General features: G+C 54.6%; 19 protein-coding genes. 2 read left to right on the forward strand and 17 right to left on the reverse strand.

Translation table 11 applies throughout. The features are described from left to right. Positions 1–44: 44 nt before the first annotated feature. The 10 genes from NQZ67_RS03090 to pdhA all read right to left on the reverse strand — a co-directional run bounded on the left by NQZ67_RS03090 (position 45) and on the right by pdhA (position 10,255). Positions 45–1,082, reverse strand: a complete 1,038-nt coding sequence (locus NQZ67_RS03090) for a hypothetical protein (RefSeq protein ID WP_257442660.1) — start codon at positions 1,080–1,082, stop codon at positions 45–47. 51 nt (positions 1,083–1,133) lie between these two features. Further along, positions 1,134–1,457 carry a hypothetical protein gene (locus NQZ67_RS03095; protein WP_257442662.1) on the reverse strand — a complete coding sequence of 108 codons (324 nt, stop codon included), beginning with the start codon at positions 1,455–1,457 and terminating at the stop codon, positions 1,134–1,136. A gap of 110 nt (positions 1,458–1,567) precedes the next feature. Beyond that, on the reverse strand, positions 1,568–3,055 hold the full coding sequence (locus tag NQZ67_RS03100) for a glutamate synthase subunit beta (protein ID WP_257442665.1): 1,488 nt from the start codon (positions 3,053–3,055) through the stop codon (positions 1,568–1,570). A 220-nt stretch (positions 3,056–3,275) separates the two neighbouring features. Then, a complete protein-coding gene (locus tag NQZ67_RS03105; protein WP_257442667.1) occupies positions 3,276–3,776 on the reverse strand; it encodes a dihydrofolate reductase in 501 nt (166 codons plus the stop codon). A 17-nt stretch (positions 3,777–3,793) separates the two neighbouring features. Then, positions 3,794–4,750, reverse strand: a complete 957-nt coding sequence (locus tag NQZ67_RS03110) for a thymidylate synthase (protein WP_257442670.1) — start codon at positions 4,748–4,750, stop codon at positions 3,794–3,796. A 54-nt stretch (positions 4,751–4,804) separates the two neighbouring features. Then, complete coding sequence (locus NQZ67_RS03115) at positions 4,805–5,293, reverse strand: acyl-CoA thioesterase (protein ID WP_257442673.1); 489 nt, start codon at positions 5,291–5,293, stop codon at positions 4,805–4,807. Positions 5,294–5,413: 120 nt separating this feature from the next. Next, positions 5,414–6,829 (reverse strand): dihydrolipoyl dehydrogenase, encoded by a 1,416-nt coding sequence (lpdA, locus tag NQZ67_RS03120; RefSeq protein WP_257442677.1) that lies wholly within the window; start codon positions 6,827–6,829, stop codon positions 5,414–5,416. A 3-nt stretch (positions 6,830–6,832) separates the two neighbouring features. Further along, positions 6,833–8,143 (reverse strand): dihydrolipoamide acetyltransferase family protein, encoded by a 1,311-nt coding sequence (locus NQZ67_RS03125; RefSeq protein ID WP_257442678.1) that lies wholly within the window; start codon positions 8,141–8,143, stop codon positions 6,833–6,835. A gap of 46 nt (positions 8,144–8,189) precedes the next feature. Next, entirely contained in the window at positions 8,190–9,167 is a 978-nt protein-coding gene (locus NQZ67_RS03130; RefSeq protein ID WP_257442680.1) for an alpha-ketoacid dehydrogenase subunit beta, read from the reverse strand. Positions 9,168–9,187: 20 nt separating this feature from the next. Then, a complete protein-coding gene (pdhA, locus tag NQZ67_RS03135; protein ID WP_257442683.1) occupies positions 9,188–10,255 on the reverse strand; it encodes a pyruvate dehydrogenase (acetyl-transferring) E1 component subunit alpha in 1,068 nt (355 codons plus the stop codon). A gap of 291 nt (positions 10,256–10,546) precedes the next feature. On the opposite strand from pdhA, the gene NQZ67_RS03140 reads away from it, so the two are divergent. Beyond that, positions 10,547–11,284, forward strand: a complete 738-nt coding sequence (locus NQZ67_RS03140; RefSeq protein ID WP_257442686.1) for an alpha/beta hydrolase — start codon at positions 10,547–10,549, stop codon at positions 11,282–11,284. A 47-nt stretch (positions 11,285–11,331) separates the two neighbouring features. Here the strand turns inward: NQZ67_RS03140 and NQZ67_RS03145 are convergent, their stop codons facing one another. Beyond that, positions 11,332–11,817 (reverse strand): low molecular weight protein-tyrosine-phosphatase, encoded by a 486-nt coding sequence (locus NQZ67_RS03145; protein ID WP_257442689.1) that lies wholly within the window; start codon positions 11,815–11,817, stop codon positions 11,332–11,334. Between the two features lie 2 nt (positions 11,818–11,819). Then, complete coding sequence (locus tag NQZ67_RS03150; RefSeq protein ID WP_257442691.1) at positions 11,820–12,488, reverse strand: trimeric intracellular cation channel family protein; 669 nt, start codon at positions 12,486–12,488, stop codon at positions 11,820–11,822. 183 nt (positions 12,489–12,671) lie between these two features. On the opposite strand from NQZ67_RS03150, the gene NQZ67_RS03155 reads away from it, so the two are divergent. Continuing rightward, entirely contained in the window at positions 12,672–13,310 is a 639-nt protein-coding gene (locus NQZ67_RS03155) for a thiamine diphosphokinase (protein WP_257442692.1), read from the forward strand. On the opposite strand, the gene NQZ67_RS03160 is transcribed toward NQZ67_RS03155, so the two are convergent. The 5 genes from NQZ67_RS03160 to NQZ67_RS03180 all read right to left on the reverse strand — a co-directional run bounded on the left by NQZ67_RS03160 (position 13,307) and on the right by NQZ67_RS03180 (position 19,456). Beyond that, positions 13,307–15,262, reverse strand: a complete 1,956-nt coding sequence (locus tag NQZ67_RS03160) for an endonuclease MutS2 (RefSeq protein WP_257442694.1) — start codon at positions 15,260–15,262, stop codon at positions 13,307–13,309. The genes NQZ67_RS03155 and NQZ67_RS03160 overlap by 4 nt on opposite strands. Positions 15,263–15,683: 421 nt before the next feature. Next, positions 15,684–17,207: a glycine betaine uptake BCCT transporter gene (locus NQZ67_RS03165; protein WP_257442696.1), complete on the reverse strand. Its 1,524-nt coding sequence runs from the start codon at positions 17,205–17,207 to the stop codon at positions 15,684–15,686. Positions 17,208–17,303: 96 nt separating this feature from the next. Then, a complete protein-coding gene (locus NQZ67_RS03170; protein WP_257442698.1) occupies positions 17,304–18,092 on the reverse strand; it encodes an MBL fold metallo-hydrolase in 789 nt (262 codons plus the stop codon). Then, positions 18,089–18,763, reverse strand: a complete 675-nt coding sequence (locus NQZ67_RS03175; protein ID WP_257442700.1) for a GNAT family N-acetyltransferase — start codon at positions 18,761–18,763, stop codon at positions 18,089–18,091. The genes NQZ67_RS03170 and NQZ67_RS03175 overlap by 4 nt, the downstream gene beginning before the upstream one ends. Before the next feature lie 33 nt (positions 18,764–18,796). Continuing rightward, complete coding sequence (locus NQZ67_RS03180; protein WP_257442702.1) at positions 18,797–19,456, reverse strand: GNAT family N-acetyltransferase; 660 nt, start codon at positions 19,454–19,456, stop codon at positions 18,797–18,799. Positions 19,457–19,460: the final 4 nt, after the last annotated feature.

A 19,460-nucleotide genomic window follows, 5' to 3' on the forward strand; every position in this document is an offset into this window, starting at 1 on the left:
GGGTCGCTCCTTTGCGGTCTTCATACTATTGCTATGGGTAATCATTAAACTGGCTCGTTAAGCACGGATACAATCGCGCGGAATATCGATTCGACGCCCTTCGACCAGTTCGGATCCTCCGCGTATTCGCGATTGATCCATGTGAAGGGATTCACTTCGGCAGGCCTGTCCTTGCTTAAGCGCACGATTGTCCTGGCCGCGATTTGCGCCGACTGCTCGATAGTCGTGTTAAAATCCTGCCAGCTGTGAAAGACGTTAAACGGATTGTTGGCGATTTCCTTCGCTCTCTCGTGCGAGGCTGGAACAAAAGCCTGCTCTTGCCCGGTAATCGCAAACAAGAAAGCGGGATGGATATCGAATTGCTTGGACGCGTCGATAATCGCGTCAAAATACCGGGGTTCAGCGAGCAGCGAGGATTTGTCGTCCAGATAACCGATGAGACGTTTCCGGTCGATATCCGCATACCGCAGCTCGTCCGGCAATTCGTTCACGCGAGCCTCGGCGGACGCCGCCGGTTGAACGGTCTGCTGCTGAGCGACAGGCACCGGCCCCTCCTGGGGCGTCGATATCGTCCAATTAAATATAACCGTCGCCGCGACAACGCACGCCGATAACACGCCGTATAACAGAAGGCGATCTCGTCTCCTTCTGCGGATTATCGGATGAATGGGCGGTCTTAGCGGAATAACTTCGGCGAGCCTCGACGAAGCCTCGGCCAATTGTCCGGCAGTCGAAGAGGACTCTGTCAAAAATAATACGGCTTCCTTCTCCCTTACCCATCTGCGAAGGGGCCCTGCGATCGCTTCATCCCGCTGATCCAGCTCCAGGCATAAAGCGTACACATCGTCCGCGCTCACAGGCCGCTGATGCTCGAGAACCGTCGTTCGGATCAGCGTGCGGGTCAGCTCTCTTTTGACCGGGGGACTGAACTCTGGGAGCTGTTTGTGAATGATACGCGTAACCGCGTCGGCAACGATCTCCGCCCGCTGTTCGTTCGGCATGGCAGAGTACTTATGATGGACGTAGCTTCTAATGTTCCGAACATCGTTCGGCGTAAGCAGGTAGGCTTGATCGGCGGACATGTTCATCTCCCCCTGGACATAACATCTCCCCCGATTTTACCACAACTTTCCTTAGCTGCGGGAGGTTAGTTTTCCGATGGCCGCCTGTACTTCGCCGCTATTGATGTACGAAGCGATCTGCTCTTTCTCCGAGAAGGTGAACTGATATTCGCAGTCGCAATCCTCGTCTTGCGGAACGATTTGGGCGATTGTCCCATCGGTCGTGCAGATGACCAGAATGGAGAACTGGATCAAATCATCCGGCGCCGGCGTCGATTCATGCAGCGATGGATGCAGCACGATATCGACCCATTGTCCGTCTTCCCGCAGCTCCATTGCAGGCCGGTAGCCTTCGAATTTCAATTCCGTTATGCAATCGGATCCGTATTTGATCATGCTATCCGCTCCTTCAATAATTGTTCGCAGACAAGCAAGAAAAGCGCCCCAGGGGCGCTTTCTTGGTATGCCGCCACAGCCGCTGCCTGCGGCTATATGCCTTATGCTTGTTATGGGAGCATCGAGGATCCCATCAAATATTTGTCCACTTCGCGAGCTGCTTCGCGGCCTTCGTTAATCGCCCATACGACCAAGCTTTGACCGCGGCGCATATCGCCGGCAGCGAATACTTTATCCACGTTCGTTTTGTATTTGCCGTAAGTCGCTTTGACATTGGAACGACGGTCTTGATCCAGACCAAGCTGTTCGATCAACGTCTTCTCCGGTCCTTCGAAGCCAACCGCAATGAATACGAGATCGGCAGGCCATACTTTCTCCGTGCCTGGAATCTCTTTGTAAATTTTGCGTCCTGTCTCGTCAACCGTACGTTCAATCTGAACCGTGTGCAGCTCTTTCAGATTGCCATTCTCATCGCCTACGAACTTTTTCGTGAGGACGGAGAATACGCGAGGGTCTTCGCCGTATAGAGCTTTCGCTTCTTCTTGGGCGTAGTCCAGCGTGTATACGTTCGGGAACTGCGGCCAAGGGTTGCCGATCGGATCGCGCTCCAGCGGCGCCTTCGCGTGCGTGCCGAATTGCGTAACGGATTTGCAGCCGTGACGAAGCGCTGTCGCCACGCAGTCCGTGCCAGTATCGCCGCCGCCGATGACGATAACGTCCTTGTCCTTGGCGGAGATATAGTTGCCATCCTCGAGATTCGAGTCCAGGTAGCTCTTGATAGTGCCGTTCAAATAATCCATCGCCATATGAACGCCCTTCAGATCGCGTCCCTCGATCTCGACATCGCGAGCTTTCGTAGCGCCGCCGCACAGGACGACCGCATCGAATTTCTCCATGAGCTCGCTTGCCGAGATATCCTTGCCGATCTCGGTGTTCGTCACGAACTCGATCCCTTCCTCCGTAAGCAGATCAACGCGGCGCTGGACGACATGCTTCTCCAGCTTCATCGTCGGGATGCCGTACGTGAGCAGGCCGCCGATCCGATCGGCGCGTTCGTATACCGTTACCGTATGGCCGGCTTTGTTCAATTGAGCGGCGGTTGCCATCCCTGCAGGACCCGAACCTACGACCGCTACGCGTTTGCCGGTGCGAACCTTCGGAGGCTGCGGCACAACCCAGCCTTCTTCGAAGCCTCTGTCGATGATAGCTTGTTCAATGGTCTTAATCGTAACGGCGTCACCGATTAAGCCTACCGTACAGGAGCCTTCGCAAGGCGCAGGACATACGCGTCCCGTGAACTCGGGGAAGTTGTTCGTCTTGTGCAGACGATCCAGCGCTTCGCGCCACAGCCCTCTGTAGATCAGGTTGTTCCATTCCGGAATCAGGTTGTTGACCGGACAACCGGACACCGAGCCGGCCAATTCCATCCCGGTGTGGCAATAAGGCGTTCCGCAGTCCATGCAGCGCGCGCCTTGCGTGCGAAGCTGCTCATCGGACAGATGCTTATGAAATTCGTTCCAATCCTTAATGCGCTCGAGCGGATCGCGATCGGCCGGCAATTCGCGTTGATATTCCATAAATCCTGTTGGTGTAGACATGATCGCTATTCCTCCATCCCCTGTATCCCGGTGCATGCGTATGATTTCATCAATAATTGCGGGAATCCAAGTCGTTATATATTGTGTATCTTTATTCACTGCTTTAAAGTCGAATAACTTATTATAACATGCTAGCATCCCATAGATGAACAGGTTAATGGATTTTCCGCACAATCATTTGCACTTTATGACATATAGTTCGTTAATTCTTCAATTCTTTTCAACCCATCGGCTTTAAAACGCGCTCATAAGTGCAAAAACGACAGTCATACGGGTTACGCTCATCCTTCTCACGGAATACGCTGTCCGTCAGAGTCCACTCGTCTTCCTCCCATATCGGGAAGAAGGCGTCCGCGTCCGCGATTTCCGCGTCGACATCCGTAAGCAGGAGCTTGTCCGCATATGGAAGCGCCAGCGCGTATACTTCAGCGCCCCCAATGACCATCAGCTCTTCTTCCCCGTAACGGCCGATCGCCTCTTCGATGTCATGGATCACTTCGCAGCCTTCCAGCTCAAGACCTTCCTGGCGCGTAAGCACGACATTCCGGCGATTAGGAAGCGGTTTGCCAAGCGATTCATACGTTTTTCTTCCCATAAGCACGGTTTTTCCCGTGGTTGTTTTTCTGAAGAACGCCATGTCCGCGGGCAGATGCCATAACATTCGGTTGTCCCCGCCTATGGCCCGGTTACGGTCCATGGCCCATATTAAAGTTACCGGCATGCGAATCTCCGCCCTTCCTACACCGCAACCGGCGCTTTGATCGCCGGGTGAGGGTCGTAATTTGCGATGGCGAGATCGGACAGCTCGAACTCGAACGCGGACCGCTTGTCCGGGTTCAGCGTTAGCGTCGGCAATGGACGGGGCTCGCGCGAGAGCTGAATTTCGATCTGCTCCAGATGGTTGGAATAAATATGGGCATCGCCGAACGCGTGGACGAAATCGCCGACCTCCAGACCGCATTCGTGCGCGATTAGATGGGTCAGAAGCGCATAGCTCGCGATGTTGAACGGCACGCCCAGGAATATATCCGCGCTGCGTTGGTAGAGCTGACAGCTCAGCTTGCCTTCCGACACGTAGAATTGAAACAACGTGTGACAAGGCGGCAGCGCCATGCTTGGCACGTCCTCCGGATTCCAAGCCGACACGATGAGTCTCCTTGAATCCGGGTTTCGCTTGATTGTATCGATCACATCCTTCAACTGATCGATCGTATCTCCTTGCGTCGTCTTCCATGCCCGCCACTGCTTGCCGTACACGTCGCCAAGCTCTCCATATTGCGCCGCAAATCCTTCATCGGACAAAATCCGTTCCTTGAATTGAGACATCTGCCGTTCGTATTCGTCCGCGAAGGCGGAATCCGTCTGCGAACGAAGCCCGAAATTCGTCATATCGGGACCCTTATAATCCTCGCTTTCGACAAACCTCTTGAAGGCCCACTCATTCCAGATATTATTGTTGTTTTGCAGCAAATAACGGATGTTGGTGTCGCCTTTCATAAACCATAGAAGCTCGCTGGCGACCAGCTTGAAAGGAACGCGCTTAGTCGTCAAGAGCGGGAAGCCCTCGTTCAATGGGAATCTCATTTGATAACCGAATACGGAAATCGTTCCCGTTCCCGTTCGGTCATCCTTCCGCACGCCATTCTCCAGGACGTGACGCAGCATCTGCAGATAAGCCATTTCACTGGTGCTCATGCTTGTCCCCCCTCGTTTCGAACAAAATAACTCTTATTATATCACCTGATAGGCTTAGTTGCCCAGTCTGTCTTGCTTCCGTTTTTTTCGAAGGGCATGACGCTCCGGCGCGTTGTCGTACAGCTGTCTCTCGAATTCGGTTTCCGGAACGACGGCAGGCACAGGCGCTGGCTTGCCCTGTTCGTCGAGCCCCACAAACGTGAAGAAGGCCGTTACCGTCACTTCCCGCTCGCCGCTATATAGATGCTCCCTTGTCACCGAAACGTAGATTTCCATCGAGCTTCGACTCGTCCACGATACGAACGCTTCGACTTCGATGACGTCGCCGATGCGGATCGGGGCCAAAAAATCCAAGCTGTCGGTCGACGCCGTCACAACTCGCTTGCGGGCATGGCGCATCGCGGCGATGGCCGCCACCTTATCCATGTATTCCATCAGCTTCCCGCCGAACATCGTATCGTAATGATTCGTGTCGAGCGGAAATATCAATTGCGTCATTAACGTCCTGGATTCGTTTGCCCGCTTGGTTTCTTGTTCATGCATGGATTTCCGCCGCCTTTCGAATGTCTAACTACTATATTTGTTCATATATATGCGCAAAGAGGCCCCGCGGCTGTATGAATCCGCGTGACCTCTCTCATGAAGATGCGTTATATAGGGTCTTTATTTAACAAATGTGTGGATCGGATGGCCCAGGGCAACCTCTGCCGCGTCCAAAACGATCTCGCCCAGAGTCGGATGCGCGTGAATCGTAAGCGCGATATCCTCAAGCGTAGCGCCCATCTCGATCGCAAGAGCAAGCTCGGCGATCATGTTGGATGCTTCCAGACCGACGATGTGCGCGCCAAGAACGAGACCGGAGTCCGCATCGGCTACAAGCTTCACGAAACCTTCGTTCGCGTTAAGCGACATGGCGCGTCCGTTGATCGCGAATGGGAACTTGCCGACTTTAACGTTATGGCCTTGCTCCTTCGCTTCCTTCTCGCTGAGGCCAACGCTAGCGCACTCCGGATCGGAGAAGCAGACGGCTGGAACGCATTTGTAATCGATGACGCTAGGCAGACCGGAGATGACTTCGGCTGCAACGCGGCCTTCGTACATCGCTTTATGAGCAAGCGCAGGACCTGCGATGATGTCGCCGATCGCGAAGATGTGCGGAATGCTGGTGCGGCATTGCTGATCGACTTCCACGAGACCGCGGTCGGTCGTTTTCACGCCGATCAGATCCAGGCCCAGCTCGCCGTCCGTGTTCGGACGACGGCCGACCGTTACGAGCAGGTAGTCCGCCGTTACTTTCTCTTCTTTGTCGCCTACTGTGTAAGTGACCGTTACGTCTTTATCCGTTTGCTCCGCGCTCTTCGCTTGGGCGCCGGTTACGATGTCGACGTTTTTGCCTTTCAGCTTCTTCGCGACGATCTGCGACATATCTTTGTCGAAGCCAGGAAGGATCGAGTCGGAGCCTTCGATTACGGTTACTTTGGTGCCGAACTTGGAGTACATTTGGCCGAGCTCGATACCGATGTAACCGCCGCCGATTACAACAAGGCTCTTCGGAATTTCAGGCAGCGACAACGCGCCGGTCGACGACACGATGCGTCCGCCATAAGGGAACGCCTTCAGCTCGATCGGACGGGAGCCTGTAGCGATGATGCAGTTTTTGAAGCGGTAACGAGGCGCTTCTTGGTCGTTGAATACGCGCGCTTCGTTCTCGTTGATGAACATCACTTCGCCATGGAAATATTGAATTTTGTTAGCCTTCAGAAGCGAAGCTACGCCGCCAGTCAGCTTCTTGACGATGCCGTTTTTAAATTCCTGCACCTTGTTAAAGTTCACCTTCGCTTCGCCGACTTCGATACCGAAGTCGGAAGCGTGGCTGACGGACTCATATTGGTGAGCCGCAGAGATCAGCGCTTTGGAAGGAATACAGCCTACGTTCAAGCAAACGCCGCCCACATGCTCTTTCTCGACGACCAGGACGCTTTGTCCCAGCTGTGCCGCGCGGATGGCGGCAACGTAACCGCCTGGACCCGCGCCGATGACTAGCGTATCAATATCTAAGGAAGGATCTCCTACTACCATGTGTTAAACCTCCATTATGAACAGTTCAGGCTGCGCCAGAAGCTGTTTGATGTAGTTCATAAAGTTTTGAGCTGTTGCGCCGTCGATCAGACGGTGGTCGAAGCTCAGCGACAGCGCCATGACAGGAGCGGCAACAATCTCGCCGTTCCGCACGACTGGCTTCTCCGAGATGCGGCCCGTTCCGAGGATCGCCACTTCAGGGAAGTTGATGACCGGCGTGAAGAACATGCCGCCTGCAGATCCGATGTTGGAGATCGAAATCGTGCTGCCTTTCAGCTCGTTCGGCGCCAGCTTGCCGTCGCGGCCGCGGGCTGCCAGATCGCGAATGGTGTCGGCAACCATAAAGATATTTTTGCGGTCTGCGTCTTCGATAACGGGAACGATCAGACCATTGTCCGTATCCGTCGCGATACCGATGTTATAGTACTTGCGGTACACGATCTCTTGGTTCGCCTCATCCAGCGTGGAGTTCATGATCGGGAACTGGCGGCAAGCCGCAACCAAAGCCTTCACGATGAACGGCAGGTAAGTCAGCTTGGAGCCTTTCTTCTCTGCGTAAGGCTTATATTTCGCGCGGAGCGCAACCAACTCGGTTACGTCTACTTCGTCCATGATCGTAACGTGCGGAGCCGTGTAAACCGATTTGACCATCGCGTTCGCGATCGCTTTGCGGATACCTTTGAACGGCACGCGCTCTTCTGGACGATAAGCCGTTCCGGATGCCGCAGGTGCTTTGGCTTCCGCTTTTGCAGGTGCTGCCGCTTGTTCTTGCGCAGCTTCAGAAGCTGCAGGAGCAGCCGCAGCCGCCGAGGCAGCGCCGCCGAAGCCGTTCACGTCTTCGCGCGTGATGCGGCCGTTCTTGCCGGTGCCGGCCACTTGCGTCAGGTCTACGCCTTTCTCGCGGGCGTATTTGCGCACGCTTGGCGTGGCAAGCACTTGCGCGTTCGTTGCTTGCGGCGCAGGAGCCGCAGCAGGCGCTGCCGCTTGAGCAGGAGCGCTCGCCGGAGCAGGAGCCGCTTGTTCTTGCTTCGGAGCTTCCGACGCGGCTGGAGCCGCTTGCTCCGGAACGTCGCCTTCCGCTTCGATGACGGCGACAAGCTCGCCGACATGGCATACCTGACCGTCCTTCACCAATACTTCCAGCACTTTGCCGTTCACCGGACAAGGTACTTCCACGATAGCCTTATCGTTCTGCACTTCCATAATAATATCGTCATCCGTCACGGCCTGACCTGGCTGAACCAGCACTTTGATAATTTCGCCCTCGTGCAAGCCTTCGCCCAGCTCCGGGAATCGGTATTCGAATCTAGCCACCGATGGTAACCTCCTTTAAAAATCCGTTCATAGGGTAATTTCTGATTTAGAAGTTAATGACTTTCTGTGCGGCAGCTACGATGCGCGCCGGCGTTGGCAGCCATGCGTCTTCGATTTGGGCAAATGGATATACGGTATCCGGGCCCGCAACGCGCAGCACTGGCGCTTCGAGGTGCAGAATGGCTTTCTCGTTGATTTGCGCAATCACTTCCGCTGCCACGCCGGAAGTTTTCTGAGCTTCTTGCACGACGATCGCGCGGTTCGTCTTCTGGATGGAAGCGACGATCGTGTCGATATCGAGCGGAACAAGGGAACGAAGGTCGATGACTTCCGCTTTGATGCCTTGCTTCTCAAGCTCGTCGGCCGCTTTCACTGCCGTATGCACCATCATGCCGTAAGCGATGATCGTTACGTCGCTGCCTTCGCGGACAACGTTCGCTTTGCCGATCTCGATGGTGTATTCGCCTTCCGGAACATCCGCTTTGAACGCGCGATACAGGTTCAAGTGCTCCATGAAGAAGACAGGATCGTTGTCGCGGATCGCGGAGATCATGAGGCCTTTGGCGTCGTATGGATTGGATGGGATAACGACTTTGATACCAGGCGTTTGGACCGCGAGACCTTCCAGGGAATCCGTGTGAAGCTCTGCCGCTTTGACGCCGCCGCCGAACGGCGTGCGGAATACGATCGGCGAGTTGTAGCGTCCGCCGGAACGGAAACGCATGCGCGCCGCCTGCACGAACATTTGGTCAAGCGCTTCAAAGATGAAGCCAACGAATTGAATTTCAGCAATCGGACGGAAGCCTTGCAAGCCCATGCCGACAGCCATACCGGCGATAGCGGATTCCGCGAGCGGCGTATCGAATACGCGCTCTTCCCCGAACTCCTCCTGCAAACCTTCCGTTACGCGGAATACACCGCCGACCTTACCTGCGTCCTCACCGAAGATGAGCACGTTCGGGTCGCGTTTTAGTTCGACGCGCATCGCGTCGCGAATCGCTTCAAGCATATTCATTTGAGCCATGATCGTTTCGTCCTCCCCTTCTATTGGAAATCGGCTTTTTGTTCTTCGAGGTATTTTGGCGTTGTTTCGAACATCGTGTCGATCAAGCCGGCGACAGTCATTTTCTCTACTGCTTCCGCTTTCTTGATATGTTCGTTAACGGTCGCTTTCGCTTCTTCCTTCACGCGGTTCGTATCCTCTTCCGTCCAAAGGCCTTTCTTCTCCAGGAACTTGCCGAAGCGGATAAGCGGATCCTTCGGAGCCCATTCCGTTTCTTCGTCCTTCGTACGGTATTTTGTCGTGTCATCCGACATCGAGTGCGGACGGAAACGGTAGGTCAGCATCTCGATCAGCGTCGCGCCTTCGCCGCTGCGTCCGCGCTCTGCCGCCTCCTGAACCGCTTTAATAACCGCAAGAACGTCCATGCCGTCAACTTGCACGCCTTTGATGCCGGCTGCGACAGCTTTATGGGCTACGGACTGTGCCGCCGTTTGCTTGGCGAACGGAGTCGTGATGGCATAGCCGTTGTTCTGAACGACATAAATGGCAGGCAGCTTGTAAATGCCCGCAAAGTTCAAGCCTTCGTAGAAATCGCCTTCCGACGAACCGCCGTCGCCCGTGTAAGTAATCGCGACGCGCTTCTCGCCTTTCTTCTTGAACGCCATGGCAACGCCTGTCGCGTGCAAAATTTGGGCGCCGATAATAATTTGCGGCATAAGAACGTGCACGTCTTCCGGAATTTGTCCGCCGTGCTGATGACCGCGGGAATATAGGAATGCCTGGTACAGCGGCAAGCCGTGCCATACGAGCTGCGGCATGTCGCGGTAGCCCGGGCAAATAAAGTCGTCTTTGTTCAGCGCGTATTCGCTTCCTACCATCGATGCTTCTTGGCCGGATACTGGCGCGTAGAAGCCGAGGCGGCCTTGACGGCCCAGGTTGACGGCACGCTCGTCCCAAGTGCGCGTGAATACCATGCGGTACATAATTTCTTTCAGCTGTTCATCCGTCAAATCCGGCATCAAGTCCGGGTTAATTACGTCCCCATCGAGTGACAATACAGATAGCGGCGTGACCGGTTCCGTTTGAACTTCGTATGGCAATTTGCTCATTTTGAACGTTCACCTCAATCGAAATATTTGAAAATCGGGTACCTCTGTTATAGAATTATTATAAACCTGTTTAACGAAAATGGTCAAAGCAAAAAACAAAAAAACCGTTGTTTTTTCGCCGATTCCACACATTCTATTAAGAAATTGTATATGCTACAGAGTCGGAAATGAACTATAACAGCATAATACAACAACGTTAATAGCGTCTCTTTTCCCTTCTTTACCTTTTACCTTACTATTGTTTACCCACAACGGCAGCATTCCATTCAATGACGACAAGGAGTTATCGCGATGACAGACGAACGATATTTGAAACGAACCATTCTGAAAGAAACCGTAGCAAGCCGCTATTTGCCCGAAGGAAGCCGGAGCCTGCGCATTTTCCTCCCGCCGGGCTACAATGAATTGCTTAGCTATCCGGTCGTCTATTGCCAGGACGGCGAAGACTTCTTCAATTTCGGACGCGTGGCGACGACGGCGACGAAGCTCATCCTGGACGAGGGCTTGGAGCCGTTCATTATAGTCGGCGTGGACGTGGACAAGAAGGTTCGGACGGAGGAATATGCGCCGGACGGCTCCAGGCACGAAGCCTACTTGCGTTTTTTTGCCGAAGAGCTGCTCCCTTATATCGAAAGCAAATATCCGGTGAGGCGCGATCCGGAGCACCGCCTGCTGGCTGGGGATTCGCTCGGAGGCACGGTGTCCCTGCATCTCGCGATCTCGTACCCGGAGCTATTCACGCGGGTCATGTCGCTCTCCGGAGCGTTTTACGCCAGCTCGCAGAGCATCGTCGGCAACTGCTACGATCTCAGCTGGCTGTCGATCTATATGATCGTCGGGCTGCAGGAGGACGCGTACGAGACCGACCGCGGCGTTTACGACTTTATAGCGCTCAACCGCAATACCCGCGCTCTGCTGGAGCATAAAGACGCCGTCATCTTCTACGAGGAGAAGGATGGCAAGCATCAATGGGGCTTCTGGCAGCAGGAAATTCCGCAGGCGCTTCGCTATTTCATCGAAGTCGAATAAGTCGAATAAGTCGAATGACAGGGCAAAAAAGGCCGGCACGGGAGGGACTAACCCCTCGCCGTGTCGGCCTTTATTTGCTCCAGCAGAGCTCTGCAGCCCGCTTCTACCAGCTCGTACACGTAATCGAAATTGCCCTCGTAATAAGGATCGGGCACATCTTGAACGCCGCGGTCCGGCAGCAGGTCCATGAAGGCAAACAGCCTCGCCCCGTCGGCTTTATGACCGAAAATCTCTCGGACGTCCCTCAGATTCTTATGGTCCATGCAAACGATATATTCAAACTGTTCGTAATCGGCGGACTGCACAAGTCTAGCCTTCATTCCCTCATAAGACACCCCGTGCTCGTCCAGCACCTTGCGCGTGCCTTCGTGGGGCGGATGCCCGAGATGCCAGTCGCCCGTTCCCGCGGAGTCTACGTCAATCCGGAACGGCAGCCGCTCTCTCTCCACGAGATGCCGCATCACGGCTTCAGCCATGGGGGATCTGCAAATATTGCCCAAGCATACAAATAATACGCGTACCGACGCTTGCATCCTCATTCATCCTCTTTGTTTATTTTTTGCTTGCGGGCGGCCGCCGCATGGTCCGATGCGGCGAACGCTCCGCGAAGCGAGCGTCTTGGAAGCTTCCATTTGTAATAAACGGATAGCATCCGGAACGTTATTATAATCACGAATAGAATTAATAACTCAACCGTCGATTGGAACCAGCCTAAACCGATGGCCAGTCCCGCCAGCATCGCCCATACGGCGTAAATCTCATCTTTCAGCACAAGCGGCTTGCGCCCGGCAAGCACGTCCCGTATAATACCGCCGCCGATGCCCGTCAGCATGGCCGCGACAAGCACGGCGCTGAGCGGGTGCTTCATTTGCGTGGCGTACAGCGCTCCCTGGATCGCAAACGCCGCAAGACCTATCGCGTCGAAGAACGCCTCGCTTCTCCGCCACCGTAGAATCCAGCGTATCGGAAGCACGAAGGCGATAGTCATCGAGATGATCGCGATTTTGAGCAGATAGCCCTGGCTCCAGAGCGTCGTTACGGGTAATCCGATCAATAAATTCCGGACGACGCCTCCCCCGAACGCCGTGACGAGACCCAGGACGTATACGCCCAATATGTCATACTCTTCCTCCATGGCCACGATCGCTCCGCTCACCGCAAACGCGATCGTGCCAATGATGCTGAACACGTTGAAGATGTCCATACCCACAGCCCTCTATTCCCCGCTTCCCGTCCATTGTGCACGCGGTACCCGTGCATTCCTTCTCATTTTATATCCGCTTCCCTCGTCACGCAACGACAATTTTCGCCTTCATTGTCGGATAGTCCGGTTCACGATATACTGTTAGACGAACTATGCGCATTTCGGAAAGGAGAATTATTTACCATGCTGCAACGGATCGTGATCTTCGCCGGAGGAACGCTGGGCGATTGGGCGCTGGCGCATCTTCGAGCCGATGACACTTTGATCGGGGCGGACAGCGGCGCTCGCTTCCTGATCGAGAATGGATATTCGCCCGACATCGCCATCGGCGATTTCGATTCGGTAACCGAAAGCGAAATGGCGTCCATTCGCGCTCGAAGCAAACAAACGATCGCATGCGATCCGATCGACAAAGACTATACCGATACCGAGATGGCCTTCCGGCTGGCACTTGACATGAAGCCGGCCGAGCTCCTCTTGATGGGGGCTCTGGGGACCCGCTTCGACCACTCCCTGGCCAACGTGCATTTGCTTGCTTTAGCCGATGAGCACGGCATTCCCGCGCAGATTGTAGACGAGCACAATCAGGTCCGCATCGTTTCGGCGACATCCGTCGTACACATGCAGGATCATCCTCAGCTGTCGCTGCTTCCTCTTACGGAGAGGGTGACCGGCATCACGCTAAAGGGCTTCCGGTACCCTCTCCACGAGGCGACATTAACGATCGGACAGTCGCTAGGGATCAGCAACGTCTTGATTGGAGAGGAAGGCATCGTCGCGCTTCGCGAGGGCAAGCTGCTCGTCATCCAAAGCCGGGATTAATCCACCGCTCCCTCCTCGTCTGACGGGATCACGATTTCGAGCCCTTCGACGTGCTTGCGGCTCATCGAATGACGAGCCTTCCGGTTCGCCTTCGATTCGAAGACGATATCAAGGTCGTACGTTTCTCCCGGATAAAGCTCCGATTTGGCGATATACAGCTTGAGCCTCTTCCGGTTAAACGTCAGCTTCTCCCCCTTCACCTGAACGACCACATTTCCCCTCTCGTCCGCGGGGCGATAGACGACTCCCGCCCGTTTCAACGGATAGATCCATACGGCATCTCCTTTTTGGAACGGTATTCCCTGGCCTTTCTTGGCTGGCGAATCGCTGGCCCGTTCGTCTCCCTTAGGCTGCTCGGTCTTCACCGGAGCCATGCTCGGTGCCGATAGCTCCACTGCCGCAGGGTACGCTCCCGATTCCGGGACGCCCCTCGACCGAAGCAGCGTCTCCGCTCTCGTCATCACAGCTTCGGGCAGACCGAACCTTCTCGCGATCGCGAACGCGTGGCTGTCTCCCGCCTCTCCGATTTCCAACCGGTACAAGGGCAGCAGCGTCTCGGGATCGAACGCCATTCTGCCGTTCTGACATCCCGGCGTTCGCGAGGCGAACGATTTGATTTCGTTAAAATGGGTCGTCGCGGCTACCAACGCCCCCCGCTCAAGCAGTCTCTCCAGCACCGCGATCGAAAGGGCTATTCCTTCGGACGGATCGGTTCCGGCTGCCATTTCGTCCAGAAGCAGCAGGCTGGCGGAGTCCGCATGATCGAACATCTGCTTCAGGACGGCAATGTGGGATGAGAACGTGCTGAGCGACTGCTCCAAGCTCTGACCGTCGCCGACATCGGCGATGACATGGCGGAAGATGCCCATCCGGCTTCCTTGCTCCGCGGGAATCAGCAATCCGGACTGGGTCATCAGCGCAAGCAGACCCATCGTTTTGAGCGAAGCGGTTTTGCCGCCGGTATTCGGCCCTGTAATAATCAACTGCTTCCAGCCGAGGCCAAGCTCTACGTCAAGCGGCACGCTCGACGGACCTAGAAGCGGATGCCGGGCGCCTTTGAGCACGATTACCGGCTCCGGGCTAATCTCGATCAGCCGGCCGCTCATGCTTCTGGCAAGCTTGCCGCGGGCCATAATAAAATCGAATGCCGCCATCGCCTGTACATTAGTAGTAAGCGGTATGGCATATCCTTCCGCCAGATGGGATAGCTGGGCAAGCACGACGGAACGCTCCCGTTCTTCGGCTGCCCGCCATTCGGAAAGCTCCTGCTGCAGCTCGGCTATATCGTTAGGTTCAACGAACAACGTCTGGCCGCTCGACGATTCGTCCAGAACCGTTCCCGGCACCTGCTTCCTGAGCTCCCGCTTCACGGCGATGACGAACCGCCCGCTTCGCTTGCTCACAATAGACTCCTGCAGCGCGCTTTTGTATTTGCTCAAGGCCTGATCCATCTTCTTGGCGATCTTATCTTCCATCGCATACATTTGCCGCCTTATATATGCCAGGTCGGCGCTCGACTCGTCCGTCAGCCTTCCGTATCGGATGCACCTCGCCAGTTCCTCGCGGAGCGGCTTGCATTCATCCATCGATTCCGCGTAGGAACCGATCGTGGGAGCGATATGAATTTTGCTCCTCATATATTTTTTCATTTGGGCTACGGATGTTAACCAGACGGCGACCGCGTCGAGCTCTCCTTCCGTATAGATCTTCCCTTTCCCGAGCAGCGCCATAAAGACGTCGATACCATCCATCGGAGATAACGGAATGCTTGCACCGCTTCCGAGAAGCTCGGAAGCTTCATGCGCCTCGCGCAGCCATGCCGTAATTTGTCCATGTGATGTGCTGGGTCTCATTTCTTCCGCAAGCTCGCGTCCCGCAGGCGATACCGTCATGTCGACGGTCATTCGTTTGATCCGGTCGTATTCCAGCTTCGTTAAAGTTTGTTCGTTCATTTCGCTTGTCAGCCTCCTTTTGGATAAAAAAAAAGCAGGAACGAAAACGCGGGCGCGTTCCGTTCCTGCTTATCGCAAAATAAAACCCCATGCTCTTCCTCCGCTCGTCTCGTCAACGCAGCAGTAAAAAAAGCATAAAAAAACCGTGCTATGGGAGCACGGTGATTGGGCCTCATCCTAATGCATGCAGGCGGAAATCCTCATGTTCTCAACTCTTGGCATCAGATCACGAAATAAACCTCGGCTGCATCCATCTTTTCGAAAATGGCGCCGCAAGGCTGGACATTCGTGCTGATCATATCCAATTTAAGAGTTAAGAACACCGGCAAACATCAAAATTTCCCCTTTATCATGCAAGTTCTTTTACATCATATAGGAAAATCGAGGCTAACGTCAAGCCTTCGGATATTTTTAGGCGACACTACATGTCCTCGATGAGCTCGTCAAGCTTCTTCCTTCTTTTTCTTTCTTTGAGCCGCCTTATTCGATCTTCCTCCTGCAAATTACGAAGCAGCGCTACGCACATGCCGATGATAATGGCCGCAAACGGGAGCGACGTCACGATGGACGCGGTTTGCAATCCGTTTAATCCCCCGCTGATCAGCAGAACGATAGCGACTGTCGATTGAAGCACGCCCCAAGTCAGCTTGACTAAGGCTCTCGGATTTTGACTCCCATCCTGAGACAGCATGCCGAGCACGAACGTGGCGGAGTCCGCGGAGGTCACAAAAAAGACGACGATTAAAACCGTGGCGATCCCCGAAGCGACTTGGCCGACCGGCAGCTCGCCCAGCATGAGGAATAGCACCGTGGTTACATCCCGCTCCGCCGCCGCGGCAAGCGGCACGTGCTTCATCAGCTCCATATTTAGCGCCGTCCCGCCGAAGACGGAAAACCATACGAATCCCAAAATGCTGGGGACGATTAGAACCCCCAAAACAAATTCTTTAATGGTCCTTCCTCTTGAAACCCGGGCGATAAATGTGCCTACGAACGGCGCCCATGCGATCCACCATGCCCAATAAAATAACGTCCAATTGCCTATCCATTTGCTTTGAGAGAAAGGGGTAAGCCGTAAGCTCATCCCAATCAGGTTTTGCACGTAGGACCCGAAGGTATTGGTGAGCGAATCCATAATAAACGAAGTGGGCCCTACTAAAAACACAAACAGGAGCAGCAGAAAAGCAATATATAAATTGGTTGTGCTAAGCAGTTTGATTCCCTTATCCAGCCCCGAAAGCGTGGAGGCCATAAACAAGAAGGTCACGATTACGATGATCCACATCTGCGACGCAGCGGATAGGGGCAATCCGAACATGGCGTTAAGCCCCCCGTTGATCTGAAGAGCTCCCAAACCAAGCGATGTGGCGACTCCGAATGCCGTAGCGATGATAGCCAAGATATCAATGCTTTTGCCGATCGGACCATTCACCCTCTCGCCAAGCAGCGGATAGAACGTCGAGCTGATCAACCCTTTCCTTCCTTTGCGGAATTGATGATACGCCAGAATTAACCCTACGATCGTATAGATCGCCCATGGGTGCAGCCCCCAATGAAAAAAAGAATAACGCAAGGCGATGCGAGCTGCTTCCGGCGTGCCTCCGACTACGCTCTCCGGAGGCGATAAGTAATGGGACAGCGGTTCTGCAACGCCCCAAAACACTAACCCGATCCCCATTCCCGTGCTGAACAACATGGCAAACCACGGGAAAAGCGCATATTCCGGCTCGTCATCGTCATCACCGAGCTTGATCGATCCGTATTTGCCGAAGGCCAGCGTGAACGCAAATACCAGGATACCGAACATGGTCAGCAGGTAGAACCAACCCATCTTCTGAATCATGAGATCGAACACATAACTCGCCATATCCGCCAATTGCGAAGGCATGATCGCTCCCCAAGCCACGAAACACGCGATTATGATTATGGATATCCAAAAAACCATGGCAATTCCTCCTTCACTTGCCATAGCATCTCCTCTAATGCGCGAAAATATAAAGAGCCGCTCCTCAAGAAATGATCTTGGGAAGCAGCTCTCTAATCATTCGTTTATTTCGATGGTCATGCCGGTTTTCGAATAGTGAACATGCGAGGGAAGGTAGCCGTCCTTCGCGATATCGATATCGTGCGACATATGCGTCAGGAATGCTTGCTTCGGCTTCCATTGCTCGAATAACTCAAGAGCCTCGTGCACGTCATACAACGATCTCGTTTCGCGCGGGAATGGCTCCTTGAAGAAACTGGTTCCCAGAATAAGCAAATCAGCGCCGCGAAGCGGCTCCTGCTGCTCTTCCGTCAAATCAATGGCATCCGAGCAATACACCCATGAATAGCCGCTTACCGAATGGTCGAATCGGAACGCGTACGAATAGCCGTTCTTGCCATGGTTGACCCGCCATGCCCGCACGCGCCACGCTCCGATCAGTATCGGCTCATCGAACGGCCGGAAATCGATCATGGAGGTTAGCCATGGAAACCGGCTTCTGATCTCTTCAATAACCTCGGACGGCGAATAGGCGATGCCTCGGGTTTTGGACCAGCGGCAGACGTCGTACCATTCCGGAAGTCCACCGATGTGATCGAAATGGGCATGCGTGATCAGCATACGATCAATCGTCCGCAAGCCTGCGGCTTCCATCTGGCGTCCCCAGTCCGGCCCGCAATCGATCCATGTCACGCCGGCGTCCGGCATATCGATCTGAAGAGCCGAACGCAGCCGGCGATTTATTCCTTCCGAGGAGCGCGCCTCATCGCATATCCTGCAGTCGCAATACACGCGGGGAACGCCTTGCGAATCGCCCGTGCCTCGGAATGTGAGCTTAGTCGTCATAGCGGCAGCAGAGCCACCTTTTCCATGCCCTTCAGCTTCTCGATCATCGTTACCCACTCGGCCGGCTTGTTGGGGAGGGCCGAATAATAACCCGTTAGGAATGTTGCGACCAAGGAGGCATCGATTTCGTTCAACTCTTCGTTTTGCGGCAGGAAGCCCAGATCCAGCTCCGACACGGCAGCTCCTTCATGATCCCAGGACGGATGCACGTACGCCAGATCGAGCTTCTTATATCCCATATGCGACAAAACCTCTCTGCGAACGATCGGATTCATCGGCGACACGCCTCCAAACTCGTGAATCGCCGCGCGATAAGGATCATAGATTTCCGCGAACATGCCGATAGGGACCGTACCGGATTCCGCCGCGAGACGCTCCAGATCCTTCTGCCGGCTCCGCATTAGGAATCGCCCCACGCCAAGCGAAGGCTTCCCGATAATCGTGAAATCGGTCATCGCGACGCGAAGCTCGGGATAATAGCGGTATTCCGTCGACCCGACGACTTCGTCGCCTAGCAGCGCCGCATACACATGAATGGAAGGGTCCTGCAGAGGCTCTCTCCAAAGCTCGTATGCGAGCACCTCCTCCGGAGGGAAGATCGTGCCAAGCAGCTCGTGCAGCGGCTTGAAATAAGGGTCGTCTATGGAAGTAATTCGATGATAAGTTAACATGAGTGCGTTCTCTCCTATCTGTGCTTCAAATGGTTATAAAAAAGGATTGCGCCATTCCATGATCGCCGCGCAGTCTAAAGAGTCCTCGTCCTCCAAGTAATGCTCGGCCACCCCGATGGGCATCCTGCCGCAGCGAAGAAGGAATGTAATGACCGGGTCGTTCCATTCGCCGGCAATGACTTTCTCCAAATATTGCTCGGGCGTCGCTTCGGCCGCTTTGCTTGCGTATCCCGGCATGCGTCCGCCTCCCAGAAGTCTTGCCAGGCGCAGATGAACAACCGTTTCGTACATCGTCTGCATCAGCCATTTGCCCGCCCCTGATTTGCGGAACTCCGGAATGACGCATATATCGACGACATACAGCGTGTCGCCGTTCGGGTCATGTTTGCGAATGTATCCGTTATCCGTTATCTCTTCCCATGTATGCGAGCTGGCGTAGCGGTCGAGTTCGACGATGAGTCCGGTCATCGAGCCGATAATTCGCCCTTCCGCTTCGATGCAAAGCGCCCCGTCGGGGAAACGCGTCACATGCTCCCTCAACTGCTGCTCGTTCCATAGCAGTTCTTCCGGGAACGGCGGAGGGAAGCTGGCTTTCTGCGCCGCGATAAGACCGTCGAAATCGTCATGCGTGTAATTCCGGATGGTCGCGCGGACGGGCTTGCCGGCATGCAGCAGATAGAGCTCTTTTCTCATCCCG

Source organism: Paenibacillus soyae (assembly GCF_024623455.1).
GTDB classification, from domain to species: domain Bacteria; phylum Bacillota; class Bacilli; order Paenibacillales; family Paenibacillaceae; genus Pristimantibacillus; species Pristimantibacillus soyae.

What these genes read in the sequence shown, in the direction of transcription:
- NQZ67_RS03110 (WP_257442670.1), bottom strand. Translation starts at nt 4,750, where the DNA reads ATGAGCACCAGTGAAATGGCTTATCTGCAGATGCTGCGTCACGTCCTG.
- NQZ67_RS03175 (WP_257442700.1), bottom strand. Translation starts at nt 18,763, where the DNA reads ATGTTAACTTATCATCGAATTACTTCCATAGACGACCCTTATTTCAAG.
- NQZ67_RS03180 (WP_257442702.1), bottom strand. Translation starts at nt 19,456, where the DNA reads ATGAGAAAAGAGCTCTATCTGCTGCATGCCGGCAAGCCCGTCCGCGCG.
- NQZ67_RS03150 (WP_257442691.1), bottom strand. Translation starts at nt 12,488, where the DNA reads ATGGACATCTTCAACGTGTTCAGCATCATTGGCACGATCGCGTTTGCG.
- pdhA (WP_257442683.1), bottom strand. Translation starts at nt 10,255, where the DNA reads ATGAGCAAATTGCCATACGAAGTTCAAACGGAACCGGTCACGCCGCTA.
- NQZ67_RS03170 (WP_257442698.1), bottom strand. Translation starts at nt 18,092, where the DNA reads ATGACGACTAAGCTCACATTCCGAGGCACGGGCGATTCGCAAGGCGTT.
- NQZ67_RS03100 (WP_257442665.1), bottom strand. Translation starts at nt 3,055, where the DNA reads ATGTCTACACCAACAGGATTTATGGAATATCAACGCGAATTGCCGGCC.
- NQZ67_RS03145 (WP_257442689.1), bottom strand. Translation starts at nt 11,817, where the DNA reads ATGCAAGCGTCGGTACGCGTATTATTTGTATGCTTGGGCAATATTTGC.
- NQZ67_RS03105 (WP_257442667.1), bottom strand. Translation starts at nt 3,776, where the DNA reads ATGCCGGTAACTTTAATATGGGCCATGGACCGTAACCGGGCCATAGGC.
- lpdA (WP_257442677.1), bottom strand. Translation starts at nt 6,829, where the DNA reads ATGGTAGTAGGAGATCCTTCCTTAGATATTGATACGCTAGTCATCGGC.
- NQZ67_RS03095 (WP_257442662.1), bottom strand. Translation starts at nt 1,457, where the DNA reads ATGATCAAATACGGATCCGATTGCATAACGGAATTGAAATTCGAAGGC.
- NQZ67_RS03090 (WP_257442660.1), bottom strand. Translation starts at nt 1,082, where the DNA reads ATGTCCGCCGATCAAGCCTACCTGCTTACGCCGAACGATGTTCGGAAC.
- NQZ67_RS03165 (WP_257442696.1), bottom strand. Translation starts at nt 17,207, where the DNA reads ATGGTTTTTTGGATATCCATAATCATAATCGCGTGTTTCGTGGCTTGG.
- NQZ67_RS03155 (WP_257442692.1), top strand. Translation starts at nt 12,672, where the DNA reads ATGCTGCAACGGATCGTGATCTTCGCCGGAGGAACGCTGGGCGATTGG.
- NQZ67_RS03115 (WP_257442673.1), bottom strand. Translation starts at nt 5,293, where the DNA reads ATGCATGAACAAGAAACCAAGCGGGCAAACGAATCCAGGACGTTAATG.
- NQZ67_RS03160 (WP_257442694.1), bottom strand. Translation starts at nt 15,262, where the DNA reads ATGAACGAACAAACTTTAACGAAGCTGGAATACGACCGGATCAAACGA.
- NQZ67_RS03140 (WP_257442686.1), top strand. Translation starts at nt 10,547, where the DNA reads ATGACAGACGAACGATATTTGAAACGAACCATTCTGAAAGAAACCGTA.
- NQZ67_RS03130 (WP_257442680.1), bottom strand. Translation starts at nt 9,167, where the DNA reads ATGGCTCAAATGAATATGCTTGAAGCGATTCGCGACGCGATGCGCGTC.